The following is a 14208-nucleotide window of genomic DNA, read 5'->3' as shown; positions in this document are numbered from 1 at the left end:
ATTCGCTCATACCGGTCGGCGTCGAGGTCCGAAATAACCGACAGCGCCGGGACTGCTGCGCGTCGATTACTGACAGCTCTTTTCGCCAACAAGATAGCAACGTGAAACGAACTCCAAGCTGGATTACTGTTCTCCCATCGCTGGTCGTACCGGTCTGTCTTGGGCTGAGCTTCTACCTTGGGCTGCAGTATTTGATTGACACAAAAGCGATCGCCGACGAAACCGTTTTACGCTACCTGACCGGCCACCCGGTTTCCAGAATCACCGTCGCGATGGCGCTGATTGGAATGTCATCGTTGATGATGATTGGGTGGAATTTGGTCGGACAGTTTTCCTCTGAAAGCGAAATTACGCTGGGCGAAGAAGGCACCGATTCCAACGGCGCTGAAGGAAAAGACGTCCGCGAGACCGCTGTTGATCATGGGCAGTCAATGTTGGATCTGCCAGATCGGTTGCACAGCCACTATTTGTGGGAGCGACTGGTCAATGCTGTGCATTCGATCTACCGCACGGGTTCGACCGGGAACGTCGAAGAGGAACTGAAGTACCTTTCCGATATCGATCTGGAACGTCAACAGCAACGATACGCACTGGTACGAATCCTGATTTGGGCCACGCCAATGCTGGGTTTCCTCGGCACGGTTCTCGGTATTTCACAGGCGCTCGGTGGGATTGCTGTCGGGCCTGACAATGATTTCCAACAGATGATGGATGGGCTGCGAGGCAACCTCTACATCGCCTTCGATACCACGGCACTCGCGTTGACTTTGTCGATGGTCATGATGTTCGCCCAGTTCCTTGTTGAGCGTTTCGAATCACAATTGTTGCGACTGGTGGATCAGCGTGCTCGATCTGAAATTGCCAGACACTACGAACTGACCGCCAGCGGCGGAAGCTTTGACTCACAACAGGTCATCGAGACGATTAAAAATGTGATGGTCGACCAGACCGAGATCTGGCGAGACAGCATTCGCAAAGCCGAACAGGCGTGGACGGCATCGCTGACTCAGACCAGTGACCTCGTTCGCAATCAGTTGACCGAATCGCTGGACGAAAACATCGCGGCATTGGCTCACTATCTTGGCGAGGCGATCGAGAAAGCTGATATGTCGATTTCGCATCGCTGGTCGCAGTGGCAAGTTTGCCTGTCGGAGAATGCGAGGCTGATGGAGAAGCATTTGCTGACTTTGGCAAGCCAAACCGAGTCGGTGCAAACGATTGTCGGGTCACTGGAAAACTCCACCGCCTTCGATGCTGCTCTGCAACATCAGCAGGATGCCATTCTGGCGACGACGCGAACGCACCGAGTGCTCAATGAGCTGCTGGAAAAGGTCAAAGACGCTGGCTTGGTCGCAGATGCACCGCTGGCAAGTCCTGTTGCGACGCAAAGTCCTGTTGCGACGCAAAGTCCTGTTGCGACGCAAAGTCCTGTCGCGACGCAAAGTCCTGTTGCGGCTCAAAGCTCTGCCGACAACATCGTTGTGGCAGACGTGGATCAGGAAGTTGTCGAATCGATTGAAGATGATGTCGAGCTCGAACAGCCAACGATTCGGCTGTTCAACGAGTCTGATGACGCTGTTGAAGATGCGCCCCCAGCCGATTCAGAACGCGAATTCGATTCAATCAAGTTTCCTGTGGAAGTCAGCGACACACAGGTGATCAACCAGTCGAATTCGGCGCGAGTTGCCCGAGCCCTTGCAGGCGATGCGGGCGGCATCTCAAGTTCGGACGTGACTTTCAAAGTGCCTGTCAGTGGCGTGCGTGCGTCGAAGAATTCTGACGAATCAAACGGGAACCGAAGGGCCGCATGAGGCGCCGACGTCCAAAATCAACGCAGCCCGGAGTCTCGCTGTTTCCCTTTCTGGCCGTGCTCATTTGTACGCTGGGAGTGCTGATCGTGTTGCTGGTGCTGGCCGTCAAGTCAGCCAGTATCAAGCAGGCGGATCACGCCAATGCCATTGCTGAATCGGCTGCGGAAACTCAAGCTGAACTGACGGCGAAACGCGAGCAACAGAGGCAGCTGATCGATAAACTGGAAGACGATATCGATCGAAGCATTCTCGAAGCGGAAGGCTTTGAAGAAATGCGTCCCGAGGCACGCCGTGAACTTACTTCGGCTCGCGACTACCGGGCTCATTTGGAAAAAGAGCTGGCCGAACTTGAATCGCAGGCTCAGCGACTCGTCGACGAAATGAAGCTGTTGGACGAGGATCGAAAAGACGCAGTGGTTGAGGTGGATGACAACGATTTGCAACGACTTCGCGATCAAGTCGAACTGGCCAAATCCCGGCTGGAACAGAAACGCAGCGAAGTTACGACGATCGAGCAAAAGAAGTACGCGATCGTACCCTACCACGGCACCGGAGGGACGAAACGCGTACCGGTGTTTGTGGAGTGTAATCGTGACGGATTGGTGCTGCAGCCGTGGGGTATCAAGCTGTCTCGCGAAGATTTCTTTCATCCTGTCGCAGCAGGCAATCCTGTCGATGCGGCTTTGTCGACGGTTCGAAATTACTATCAACAGCATGAACTGGCTGATAAAGACCAGCGCCCTTATCCTCTGTTGGTGGTTCGCCCCGACGGTGCACAGTCTTACGGGCTGGCTCGTCGTTCGTTGATCAGTTGGGACGACGAATTCGGATACGAGTTGGTGTCGCAGGAGAAAGATCTCGATTTTGGAACGATCGACCCGCAGCTGGAAAGCGAAATTCAGGACGCGGTCAAGAAATCCAAATTGACTCAGTTGGCTCTCCGGCAGCGGCGCGCTGCTTTGGCTAGCGCCCGGCGCGGATTCGCGCAGGACGGTGGCGTTGGCGCCGGAGCTGGAAATTCAGGCGGATTTGGATCATCCTCGCAGCGAGGAAGTTCTGCTCGCAAAGGTGGATTTTCACCAGCGTCGGCAGGGACTGGACAAAAGGCAAACCAGCAAGTCGCCTATCAGGAGTCTGAATCCCGCGGAGAAAGCGGTGGCGATTTCGGCAGTCCAAACAGTTCCGAAATGGGAACCGATTCGCCTGGCCCGCAGGATGTTGCGAACGGCGGTGACTTCCAGAATTCGAAGATTGCATCACGCTTCGATTCCAATAATTCCCGGAACACCAACGCCAGTTTTGCGAGCAGCATGAAGCAGGGCGCCGGCGGTTCGAACGCCAACGGAACCACGACTCCCAGCGATAGCCTCGCCAACGCACGCGGTGCCGATTGGGCGCTGCCAACGCAAACCAGCGGCGCTACCGGCTACGTCCGGCCTGTCGGTTTGGTCTGTGGAAAGGACTCACTGGCTATCAAAAACGTGGCTGGTGATACGATCGTAATTCCATACAAGAATCAGCCGGCCGAAGCGATCGACAAGATGGTGAACATCATATGGCAGCGAATCGACGCTTGGGGAATCGCCGGTGCCAGCGCGTACTGGAAGCCAAACCTGGCCGTCGTCGTTGAACCGGGAGCCCGACAGCAGTTCCAGTCGATCAAGCAGATGCTTCGCGGCAGCGGTTTGGGGATCGAGGAGGTGTCACCATGAGCCTCAACAATCTCAATGAAGGCCAGGACTCGTTCCTCGACATCATCGCGAACCTTGTTGGCGTGTTGATCATTCTGGTCGTGATCGTCGGAGCTCAGGCGACGTCAGGTTTACTTGCGGAGCCCGATACCGAATCTGCGGTCGCTCAGCAGGCGGAGGAAGCAGAGCAGGACTTGGCGTTCGAAACACAGAAGGTAAACCTGCAGGCTGAACAGGCCTCTCGCGAATTGGTCTCCAGCAAACTACGGCTGGACCTGGCACGTTTGGAGATGCAAGCCAACGACGAAAAGCGTCTGGCTCAGCAACTCGCGACTCGTCGCCACACGATGTTGATGCAGCTTGAGTTCGTTCGCGCCAAACACGAACAGCGAAAAAAGGAAGTCCGCGACGAGCTGAATCAACAACAGCAAAAACAACTGGAGCTGCAATCCGAGAAAATCCAATTGGTGTCGCAGTTGGAGTCACTCGAGAAATCGATCAACGCGGTTTCTGTGACTCAGATCGAAACGTCGGTGGAAACGATTGATCACTTTCCGAATCCGATTGCCAAAACCGTATTCTCCAACGAGATCCACTTCCGGCTTGATCGTGGCCGGATTGTGCACGTTCCCATGGACCAGTTGATCGAACAGATGAAGGGCGAGATCCGGCTCAAGGCTGAAAAGCTGAAGCAGGCCGACGGGACTCGGGAAACCATCGGTCCGGTCAACGGATTCCGTTTGCAGTACGAGTTGGGCATCGTTCCTGACAGTCAGACCGGCCAGCCGAATGCTCGCGTCGTACGTTTCAAGCGATTCACGATTCAGCCCGTTTCTTCGGACGTTGGCGAGCCGATGGAGCAGGCGTTGCAGGAAGGCTCGCATTTCATGAACGTTCTCAGTCGCCTTGAGCCGCGCCGCACAACGGTTTCGGTTTGGGTTTATCCGAACAGCTACGACTCGCATGCAAAGCTCAAAGACTGGCTTCACGAGCACGGGTTTCAGATGGCCAGCTGGCCTCTAAGTGCCGGTCGTCCAATCTCTGGCGGCCCCGACGGTTTTCGGACTTCGGCTCAGTAGTCAGTCCAGATAATTCTTTAGGCGGAGAAGTCAGAGGGGAAATCGTAGCGAGAGAATTTCTCTTCCTATGATGACATAGAAGCGATCGATATCGAACCTTGGTTGCCACTACTCGAACTCGGAAACGTACCGATCTGATTGGGGCCGGCAGTACTGCCGCCTATCGATGTGCGCTGGCAACGCCTTCGCGTCTGGCCTTGCACGCCATGCGGTACGCTTTGTCGTCGCCGTGATTGTGGATTGAAAACGAGCGGGTTCGTCGTCTGCCCCGCCCGTCGATCCATTGGGCGACCCAATACCAGTATTGATATTCGTATTTTCCACGAACGTCTTTTTGGCGATGCAGCCGAACACCAACAACGCCGCTTTTGTTGCGAGTCGAAGGTGCGGCACTTCGCTCTTCGGTCGTCAGCTTTTCGGATTCGCTTTCCAATTCATCACGGAACTCTTTGGCTGCCTGAAGCGCGGCCCGATTGCCGCCGTAGACGGAATCCGAAAAGAAGCTGCTAATCTTTTCGTACTTCCGCTGCATGCGAACCAGCCAGCCGCTGGATTTTCCGTCACGGTCAAGATGCTCAACGCGTGAAATGTTGCGACGTGGATTCTTGCGAGCCATCTACGTCCTACTTACGCACCACACCATACTGTTCAATCTTACGATACAACGTCGCCCGACTGATGCCCAGCAACTCTGCCGCACCAGGCACATTGTTCGAAGTTCGTTTGAGCGCGTCAACAATCAACTTGCGTTCCCAGTGATCGATGCGAAGCGTTTCGAATTCACCGTCGGTCGCATCGCGAATTCCAAGTTCATCTGCGGCGACTTCATTGGTTTCCGCCATCACGATCGCGCTGTCAATCACGTTGCGAAGCTGACGAACATTGCCGGGCCATTGATAGCCGATCAACCTGGCTTTAGCTTCGCGTGACAACTGCAAGTCATGTTTTCCGTGTTGCGTTTTGAAGTGAGCGAGGAAGTGGTTCACCAACATCTCGATGTCGGCTTCACGATCTCGCAGCGGCGGAATGTAAAGCTCGTACACGCTCAGCCGATAAAACAGATCCTCGCGGAAACGCTTTTCCGCCACGAACTCTTTCAGGTCACGATTCGTCGCACAGATAACACGAACGTCAACCGAAATTTCTTCCGTTCCGCCGACGGGAAGGAAGGGATGCCCCTCCAGCGTTCGCAGCAGTTTGGCCTGGCCTTCAAGAGTCAGTTCGCCGATCTCGTCGAGAAACAGTGTCCCGCGGTCAGCCTGTTCAAACCAACCGCTGTGGTCACGATCGGCGCTGGTGAACGAGCCCTTCTTGTGGCCGAACAACTGGCTCTCCATCAGATCCCGTGGGATCGCGGCACAGTTGACACTGAGCATCGGCCGATCAGCTCGAGGGCTGGCTTTGTGCAGAGCTCGAGCGACCAGTTCCTTACCGGCTCCGCTTTCACCGCGAACCAGAACGCAGCCAGAAGCTTTGGCGACACGCTGAATTTTCGACTTCAGCTCCAGCATCTTCGGGCTCTCGCCCAGCAACTCGTCAAAGTTCGCAGACTTTTCTTTCAGTCGCGAATGATCCGCCGCCAACACGCTATGTCGGTCCGCACGGTCCAGCGACCGAACCATGATATTGGCAATTGCACATGCGAGATTGAAATGCGAATCGTGGAAACGGGTGCCTTTTTTATACAGATGGATCGCGCCCTTGATCTTGCCATCCGAGTTCAGCGGCACGCAAATGCTGTCCGTGAAACTATCCTGGTGTCTGGTGTCGTACTCAAATCGAATCGCGTGCCCTTGCGCAACGACACGACGCGTCAACTCCGGGTCGAGCGTCAGTTCATTCGCCAACTCTTTCGGATAGACAACTTTCGGAGTCAGCTTTCCTCCATCGGATGCCCAAAGGAACCCGGCGGCACTTGAGTCTGTGCGTTCGCTAAGCCGTTTGATGCTGGTTTGGATCATCGCATCCGGGTCGTCGAGTCCCAGCAGTTTGACGCTGAGCTGGAACAGGAAGAAAAAGTCCTGGCCCCAATCATGTCCTTTCAGGAACGACAACGTGTACTGACCGGTGTCCATCGGGTCGTGCGATTCGTCAAAGATCACGGTCTGTGCCGCCGGACCTCGCATCTCGCCCGTTTTGCTTTCCTCTTCGGGAAGCGTCTTGGTGGCAGATTCGGTAAACGTGAAAGCGCTGCCGCCGACACGGATCAAATGTCCTTCGTCGAGCCTGGCTTCCCGAATCGTCTGACCATTGACGTACGTGCCGTTGCTGCTGCCGTTGTCTTCGATCCACCAACCGTCTTCATTGGTGTAAATCCGGGCGTGTTTACGGGAACACTGAGGGTCGTTGAGAACAACACGGCACTCCCAGTCGCGGCCGAGAAAATTGTCCTCTTCGGCACTGAGTTCAAATCTGGCCCCTGAATTGGAGCCCGAGTTCATCATCAAAAACGCTGGCACGGCAGGAAGAACTTCCAGTGAGATTTTCGAACAGGGACTGAACAAACAGGATCGCAGCAGACGTACTGATCACGGATCGGTATTGTCTGGGGTTTTCTGAAACCCTACTATTAGCTGGATTATAGACAATAATCCCAAGTTTCGATATCGGCCCATGCAATTGAGGCGAGAACTTTCTTGCCACAATTGGTTTAATGCATTGGCCCGTAGACCACGGCCCAAATCCCACGCCGCAGAATAATTCATCGCAAGGTCCCACATGATTGCTCAAACGAGACTCCTAAATCGCTGCTACGCAAAGATCCTGATGCTGGCCGTGATGGTCCTGACGGTGGTTCCGGCCGTCAACGCGGACGACATCATTACGCCTCCGTCGAGATCCCAGAAACGTGTCGGGAAACTCGTTGCCGAACTCATGACGCGAACTCATCTTTCGCGACGGGAATTGGACACGGAGATTTCAAGCCGTGCCTTCAAGCTCTATATGAAGATGCTCGACCCGACCAAGTCGTACTTTCTGCAAAGCGATGTCGACGACTTTGCCGCTGAAAAAAAATCGATCGCAGAGAACGTAAAGAATGGAAACTTTGACTTTGGTATCAAGGTGTACAAGACGTTCCTCGAACGAGTCAAGCAACGAACCGAGTTGGCGATTGAACTAGCCGGTGTCGAACACGATTTTACCGTCAAGGAAGAAATGATTACCGACCCGGATCTGGCAACTTACGCGACGTCGGAGGCCGAGGCTCGTGACGTGTGGCGAAAGCGAATCAAATACAACTTGCTCGTATTCCGTGGCGACGAAGAACTGGACAAAGAAGACGGGAACAGCGAAAAGAAAAAGAAGAAAGTAGACCCGGTTGAGAAACTGCAAAAGCGATACACGTCTTTCGCTCGCCGAATGATGCAGACCGACACTGAAGACATTATCGAAATGTACGTCACAGCCGTGACCAATTCGTTCGATCCACACACTTCCTATATGTCGCGTCGGTCGTATGAAAATTTTGTAATATCTCTTTCTCTGGAACTCGAAGGCATCGGAGCAACGCTTTCCGGAAACGACGAAGGCTACACGGTCATCCGCAGCATCGTTCCTGGTGGAGCCTGTGATACGCAAGGTGGCATTTCAGTTGACGACGTCATCATGGAAGTCGGACAGGGCGACGAAACCGGAAATCGTGTCGATCCCACGTTGGCTGAAAAGAACGGTACCGACTTCATTGACATCAACTCAATGAAGCTGGATGACGTCGTTGGCATGATTCGCGGAAAAGCCGGAACGGTTGTGCGTTTGAACGTGCAGTCCGAAGAAGGTGGCGACATTCGCACGGTCGAAATCGTTCGCGAGAAAATCAAACTTGAAGACAGCGCGGCTCAAGGCAAAGTTTTTGAGCAAGGCACCAATGCTGACGGAAGTCCGCGAAAAATCGGCATCATCGAGTTGCCAAGCTTCTACGCGGATATGTCTGGCCGTCCCGACGGTCGCAGCACAACCACCGATGTGAAGCGAATTCTCGACCAGTTCAATGACGAAGGCGTCGATGGCGTTGTTCTGGACTTGAGAAAGAACGGCGGCGGTTCTTTACAAGAAGCCATCGATTGCACCGGTTTGTTCATCGATGCCGGTCCGGTTGTTCAGATTAAGGACGCGTCCAACCAGATTATTAAGCTCGACGACAACAATCGTGGAGCTTCCTGGAGTAAGCCGGTTGTGGTTTTGACCAGTAAATTCAGTGCAAGTGCCAGCGAAATCCTTGCCGGTGCTCTGCAGGACTACGACCGTGGAATCATTGTCGGCGACACCACAACACACGGCAAAGGCACGGTGCAGACGTTGATGGATTTGAACGAGGTGTTCTATCGAATGAGAAATGCTCCGAACAAATACGGTGCACTGAAAATCACGCGTTCGCAGTTCTATCGTCCCAACGGCGACAGCACCCAAAAACGAGGTGTCCTTTCGGATTTGGTGCTGCCTTCGGTCACTGACAAAATGCCGGTCGGCGAATCAGACCTTGAGTACCCTGTTGAGTTCGATCGTATTTCCGCGGCGGACTACAGCAGTTATGGCTCTGCCGATGAAGAAGTCAAAAAGGCACTTCAAATTCGTTCGGCGGAACGAGTCAAGGCTTCGGATAAGTTCGCCAAGCGGATTCGACGGATCGAAGAGTACGTTCGCCAAAAGGACATGAAAACTGTGTCGCTGAACGAGGAAGAGTTTCTTGCTCGCAGTCGCGAACTTCGTGCCGAGAAAGAAGACGAGAAAGTAATCGAAGAACAGGTTTCCGGTAACAAGGAAATCAAACGGGATTACTACCTCGATGAGGTCCTCGAAATTACAGCCGATTACATGACCATGCTCGAGAAGAGAAGCTAGACCACGATCGGGTCGATGACGGGGCTACTTCCCCCATCACAAGATCGCAGGCGTGTTAGTCGGGGCGTTTCAAGTTCTGACCGGAACTCCTGACGTCTTTGTGAACTGAACATTCTGAAATTCCAACACCCTCCTGAGCGTTTTGCCAGGAGGGTTTTTTCGTGGAATTTCATTTCAAACTTGAGTTCGTCGTCGCCGTGTCCAGGCGGCGATACCGACCAGTGCGATCAGCGAAACCGCGGTTGGTTCAGGCACCGCGGCCACGAACTGCAAGTCACTGATTCCGATAAATTGTGACGCTGGATTGTTGACGGCATCGTCAGTCGTGAAGTAACGAATAGTCAGAGTGTCGATGATCTCGGAGCCAAAATTAAATCCGATGTTTCCAGTCGTTTCATCACTCGCTGCACCAACATTTCCTGCCTCAAACCCATCCATGTAGGCTTCGTTGTCCAGAAAGTTGATTGCTCCGATGCTGTAGTAGCCGGGAGTTGTTTTCACGTTCGTGCCGTTGAAAAAGATTTCCGCTCCGTCGTCCCAATTGAAGTTGGTATTCCCGTCGACATCCAGCAATGTGAACTGAAGGTTCGTCACGGGCGGACCAAAATTGAAAGTCAGCTCCAGGTAGTCCGTCGGGTCGTCGTTCTCGTTGTCGAACGTCATCTCAAGGTAGCCCGTATGGTTCCCAGTCGATTCTGCTTCAAACGAAAAGAAGTTCGCGCTTCGTTCCGGAACGAGGTCGAAGGTTCCGCCATCGCTGTCGCTGAAAACTTCCGTCCCAAACGTGATGGTCGTGCCGCCACTGGAAAGCATCAGGTTGTTGGTGATCGCCTGTTCGTCTGTCATCAGGTCTTCCCAAACAAGGTCGGCTTGGCAGGTTCCGGAAATGGCGATCGCAGCGACCGCCGTAATTAGCACAGTGAGTTGACGACATACATTTGTCATGAATGCACCTGGTAAAACGGAATGAAGGGTGAGTCCGATTACAGCATTCGTCTTGAACGGAATGTCAGGGTTAACCCTCTGGAACGGGATTTGGCAAAAATCCGATCGAGGATTTGGTCGTCTGCCCTGTGATGTCTGTTCCGGATTTGCGGAGCGGTTCGATTGTGCGGCTGGACGCAGTTAAGCCGAAGAAAGCGTCTATCGCTCGCGAACGACAGTCTCGAGGGTCAGCCCCGGGTTCCGTTTTTGCGGGCTGGCGAAAGTTGAAGAATTAAATGGCCGCTCGGGCTGCGCGAAACTCGTTCCTGCCGCCATCGATCACCTTTGCGGTCACGTGATGGCGACAGAAACCGAACCGGAATCACTTTCGCTGAAAACGACATCCACTTCCAAAAACCGTTGAATGATCACCGCGTGCGTTTCCGAGTGACCGGTCAACGGACCGGTGCGAAACTGGCTGGGCGTTCCGTTTACTGCTGCCGCAATCGCCATCGGAAGCATCAATTGATCCGCCAGATGTGGTCCGACGGGAGCATCGTGTTTCAGGTAGCGACGAACGTCACGAACGACTGCATCTGCAACGTTCTCGGCCGTCACGCCGCGTTGTCCAAACCCGGCGAAGACAGAAGTCAGATTATCGTACTCCAACTCGGCGAACAGAATGTTGCCAGGCCCTTGCGGATCTGCAGCAACGACCTGCTCCTCAAGCGTACGATCCCAGTTCATCTTGCGGACGACTCGAGCCGTTTCCCGTCGCGCGATTTCGATCGGCAACTCTGAAACGATGGCTCGAACGCGACGCTGCAACAGCTTTCCACGGCTAACAATCTCCAGCCCACGCAAACGCTTTGCGGGAACGATCGATGCCTCGAACTCGCCTCCGCCAGCCGGATAAAACCCGTGCCGATTCAACTTCAAATCGACCTGCGGTCCCATGCGATTCAACAACGGAACAAACGATCGCTCCAGGAAATCAAACGGAGGCGCCAGCATGTTGTGAGTGCCGCCGGACAGAGTCAAACTTGACGGCGCGTCGGCCATCATCAACGCTGGCAACACCGTTTGCAGCACCAATGTGATGCTGCCCGCGGTCGAGATCTGAAACCGGAAATCGCCTGGGGAAACCGTTCCGGGCTCGAAGAAAATTTCTCGCGAACCGATTTCCGCACCGCGAACGATCGCGTTTCCGACTTCTGCGGCCGCATTGACTGCGGTCAGGTGCTGCCGCTTGAGCCCCGGCTTTTTCCGACCTGCTCGCAGATTGAAAATTCGAAATGGCGTCCCTGTCAGCAACGACAGCGCCAGCGAAGATCGAACGATTTGTCCGCCGCTTTCGCCTTGTGAGCCGTCGATTTCGATCATGATTTGCTTTCTGTTAGTAGTTCGTGCAGGATGAGTTTGTTTGCCAATCAGACCATTGGAGTCAACTCAGGTTCGCGACGGCAATCTAATCTGGCCGTGGCTCGCTGGATTCTGCTATTCTCTTGCCATGGTTCGTCCGGCAAAATTGATCGCTGAAAGTTATCGTCAGAAAGACTGGTTTGCGCTGTCGTTGTTGTTCGTTGCGCTGGTAATTTCCTGTTGGATTGTTTCGATTCTGTTTTCGCAAACCACCCGGGAACAGGCGATGCGACGTTTTCAGTTGGCTTCTCCGTCGTTCCCGGCTTGGGCGGCAATGGCGCCGGTGCCTTCGATGTACAACTTTGAAAACAGCGTGCAGTTTACCAACGAAATGGTCGGGGATGCTCCAATCGATAGCGACCACGAATCATGGTTCGCCTGCCCCGTAAATCACTTCCCGGCACGCTGCGTGACGTTTGGAGAATTTTCGCCGCACTGGTTCGCGGAACAGAAGCACGGAACGTTTGAAATGTCGACGAAGTTTCGCGAGTCCGAACTGATCGGGCGTTGGGAAATCAAGGAGCAGCCGGACGGCACGCTGCTGGTTCAACGCTATTCCGAAAACTGGGTGCAGCACGATGCTCAGTAGCGAAGCTGACAAACAGATCGCTGGCGAAGGAGAAACGCTTTCGTTGTTGAAGCTGGTACACGCCGGGATCCTGGTGTCGCTGATTTGGAAAGTGCGGTTCTATTGGTTCTCGCTGGGCGTCAACGAGCAGTATCCTCTCGTCGATCCGTTCTTCCCCGATTTTTTTCGGTCTCAGTTTGTTTTGGTAGCCGCCTACGCAATCGCCACGACCTGCTCTGCGTTGACGATTTTTATTCGAGCCAAACGTCCGCTGTTGTTGCTGGGCTGCGGAAGCGTTGTTGGTTTGTCGATTCTTTGCGTTCATCAAAACGCTTACAACGACGTCACATTTCTGACGTGTGCCTGGACTTCGCTGTGGTGTTTATGGTTAACGACGCGGTTAGGAGAATCATTTCAAACGTTGTACCCGCGAGCCGCCTGGCTGTCGCACGTCATCCTCAGCCTGATCTTTCTTGGCGGCACGATTGGAAAGCTAACGCCCGGATATTGGTCCGGCGAAGTCCTTCATGAGATCTACTTCAAGGGTCGGGATTTTTGGACTTACAACCTGCTGCGTGAATCGATGACCGAAGCGGGATTGCGAGAGTTTGCCACATGGCATTCGCGAATGGTTCTGGTCAGCGAGAGCATTTGCGCGTTTCTTTGGCTGATGCCGCGAAAGGTTGCATCGATCGTGGCCATGATTGTGTTGTGCGGAATCGCGTTAACGAACAACCTGTCGCTATTTTCAGTCGTGACCTGCCTGATTGGATTGTCACTGGTTGGACTGCACGACACGAAACGAACGGACTCTATTCCTGAGGCTCAACAACGAAAATCGCGTTCGGGTTGAGCAGCGTTTCGAAGAACGGCGTGATCCCTTCGATGCTGTTTAGCAAAATCACAGGCTGCCGCTCGACCAGTCGTTGCTTCAGCGATTCAGCATCCAGCTCGCTTCCATCGACGCCATAGCACTTCACCTCGTCCAGTGAATAGGTTTTCGTCGTGAGCTCAGTTTTCGTCTCCGATTTGCCGCGGTATACAACAACCGTTCGTTTTCTGGTTTCTGCCCGCGTCTTCATGACGACCTTGCCATCTTCGGTGACAGGTTGTGGCACGTTAACGGTGTACTCCATCGTGACGTTTTTCGGGACCGCTGGATTTATGACGTCGTCTCCGGCGGCTTCCAATTCCGCTTTGTGTTCGGCAACCCTGGCTTCGAACTCAGCCTGTTCCTCCGCGTTGCGGGCTCGATAACGAGTCAACGGAACCTGACGGGTTCTGGTTTCAGTTCGAATCTTACTGACAACATTGCCGTCGTCGTCTTTCTCAGTGTAGGGAACGGCGACGGTGTAGGTCTGCGTAACTTTCTCCGTGTAGGGAATGCCTTTGGGGTCGAGCTCTGGGTCAATTTGACCTGGCATCGGAGCGACCAGCGTCTGAGTCGCGTGCTTGGTGACAATGTTCAGGTTTCCCGCATCGTCAAATTCAGCAGTCGCAAATCGGAAAACCGGCAACGCGGCGGGGTCCGGCGAGAGGGTGACTTGAGAAGAATTCGTGCTGGCCTGAATTGGCGGCTCAAGATCAAAAGTCGATTGAGCCATCGTCGGCCTTGAGCATCCGGCCAGTATTGTGATCAACAGGGCGAGCGGAATCGTGAATTGTTCAGCCTTCATCGGTTTACTCCTGAAAAAGAATAAAATGGAGTTTCGCGCGTTTTCATCATCTCGCTTTCAATCGAGACTGGCAAGCTGCAACGGACGATTTCGATTGCCGATATTCGATTCCGTCCACGGCGGACGAGTTGGACCGGGGCTTGGCGACAGGACGCCGCAATGTCCGGTATTCGAAAGAAGCGGCTGTTTCCGGACCGT

At 53.9% G+C, this 14208-nt stretch carries 11 protein-coding genes; 6 read left to right on the top strand and 5 right to left on the bottom strand.

What is annotated here, in order from left to right:
• Window positions 1-101 precede the first annotated feature (101 nt).
• Genes MFFC18_RS18115 through MFFC18_RS18105 form a run of 3 tightly spaced genes read left to right on the top strand, consistent with a single transcriptional unit; the run spans window position 102 to window position 4581 of the window.
• Window positions 102-1811, top strand: coding sequence for a MotA/TolQ/ExbB proton channel family protein (locus MFFC18_RS18115; protein WP_075082500.1), 1710 nt, complete (start codon window positions 102-104; stop codon window positions 1809-1811).
• Window positions 1808-3523 carry a hypothetical protein gene (locus MFFC18_RS18110; protein WP_075082501.1) on the top strand — a complete coding sequence of 572 codons (1716 nt, stop codon included), beginning with the start codon at window positions 1808-1810 and terminating at the stop codon, window positions 3521-3523. Before MFFC18_RS18115 ends, MFFC18_RS18110 begins: the two co-directional genes overlap by 4 nt.
• A complete protein-coding gene (locus MFFC18_RS18105; RefSeq protein ID WP_075082502.1) occupies window positions 3520-4581 on the top strand; it encodes a hypothetical protein in 1062 nt (353 codons plus the stop codon). Before MFFC18_RS18110 ends, MFFC18_RS18105 begins: the two co-directional genes overlap by 4 nt.
• 160 nt (window positions 4582-4741) lie before the next feature.
• On the opposite strand, the gene MFFC18_RS18100 is transcribed toward MFFC18_RS18105, so the two are convergent.
• A complete protein-coding gene (locus MFFC18_RS18100) occupies window positions 4742-5197 on the bottom strand; it encodes an AP2 domain-containing protein (RefSeq protein WP_075082503.1) in 456 nt (151 codons plus the stop codon).
• A 7-nt stretch (window positions 5198-5204) separates the two neighbouring features.
• On the bottom strand, window positions 5205-7040 hold the full coding sequence (locus MFFC18_RS18095) for a sigma 54-interacting transcriptional regulator (protein WP_075082504.1): 1836 nt from the start codon (window positions 7038-7040) through the stop codon (window positions 5205-5207).
• 259 nt (window positions 7041-7299) lie between these two features.
• Between MFFC18_RS18095 and MFFC18_RS18090 the strand changes: the two genes are divergently transcribed.
• The gene (locus tag MFFC18_RS18090; protein WP_075082505.1) at window positions 7300-9420 is read left to right on the top strand and encodes a carboxy terminal-processing peptidase; all 2121 of its coding nucleotides are present in this window, start codon (window positions 7300-7302) and stop codon (window positions 9418-9420) included.
• Between the two features lie 174 nt (window positions 9421-9594).
• On the opposite strand, the gene MFFC18_RS18085 is transcribed toward MFFC18_RS18090, so the two are convergent.
• Window positions 9595-10365, bottom strand: coding sequence for a PEP-CTERM sorting domain-containing protein (locus tag MFFC18_RS18085; RefSeq protein WP_084416811.1), 771 nt, complete (start codon window positions 10363-10365; stop codon window positions 9595-9597).
• 330 nt (window positions 10366-10695) lie between these two features.
• Entirely contained in the window at window positions 10696-11727 is a 1032-nt protein-coding gene (gene rtcA / locus MFFC18_RS18080) for an RNA 3'-terminal phosphate cyclase (protein ID WP_075082507.1), read from the bottom strand.
• A gap of 40 nt (window positions 11728-11767) precedes the next feature.
• Here rtcA and MFFC18_RS18075 point away from each other — a divergent pair, with 40 nt between their 5' ends.
• Window positions 11768-12355, top strand: coding sequence for a hypothetical protein (locus tag MFFC18_RS18075; protein WP_148618968.1), 588 nt, complete (start codon window positions 11768-11770; stop codon window positions 12353-12355).
• Window positions 12345-13187 carry a hypothetical protein gene (locus MFFC18_RS18070; RefSeq protein ID WP_075082509.1) on the top strand — a complete coding sequence of 281 codons (843 nt, stop codon included), beginning with the start codon at window positions 12345-12347 and terminating at the stop codon, window positions 13185-13187. Before MFFC18_RS18075 ends, MFFC18_RS18070 begins: the two co-directional genes overlap by 11 nt.
• Here MFFC18_RS18070 and MFFC18_RS18065 read toward each other — a convergent pair.
• Entirely contained in the window at window positions 13147-14010 is an 864-nt protein-coding gene (locus MFFC18_RS18065; protein WP_075082510.1) for a hypothetical protein, read from the bottom strand. The genes MFFC18_RS18070 and MFFC18_RS18065 overlap by 41 nt on opposite strands.
• Window positions 14011-14208 lie beyond the last annotated feature (198 nt).

The sequence above is a fragment of the Mariniblastus fucicola genome (assembly GCF_008087665.1).
GTDB classification, from domain to species: Bacteria; Planctomycetota; Planctomycetia; order Pirellulales; family Pirellulaceae; genus Mariniblastus; species Mariniblastus fucicola.
The sequence above is the reverse complement of the archived record's forward strand: the minus strand, read 5'-3'. Positions and strand labels throughout refer to the sequence as shown.

Bases quoted from the DNA above. Each gene is read 5' to 3' on its own strand.
- MFFC18_RS18110 (WP_075082501.1), top strand. From the start codon at position 1,808: ATGAGGCGCCGACGTCCAAAATCAACGCAGCCCGGAGTCTCGCTGTTT.
- MFFC18_RS18105 (WP_075082502.1), top strand. From the start codon at position 3,520: ATGAGCCTCAACAATCTCAATGAAGGCCAGGACTCGTTCCTCGACATC.
- MFFC18_RS18100 (WP_075082503.1), bottom strand. From the start codon at position 5,197: ATGGCTCGCAAGAATCCACGTCGCAACATTTCACGCGTTGAGCATCTT.
- MFFC18_RS18090 (WP_075082505.1), top strand. From the start codon at position 7,300: ATGATTGCTCAAACGAGACTCCTAAATCGCTGCTACGCAAAGATCCTG.
- MFFC18_RS18085 (WP_084416811.1), bottom strand. From the start codon at position 10,365: ATGACAAATGTATGTCGTCAACTCACTGTGCTAATTACGGCGGTCGCT.
- rtcA (WP_075082507.1), bottom strand. From the start codon at position 11,727: ATGATCGAAATCGACGGCTCACAAGGCGAAAGCGGCGGACAAATCGTT.
- MFFC18_RS18070 (WP_075082509.1), top strand. From the start codon at position 12,345: ATGCTCAGTAGCGAAGCTGACAAACAGATCGCTGGCGAAGGAGAAACG.
- MFFC18_RS18065 (WP_075082510.1), bottom strand. From the start codon at position 14,010: ATGAAGGCTGAACAATTCACGATTCCGCTCGCCCTGTTGATCACAATA.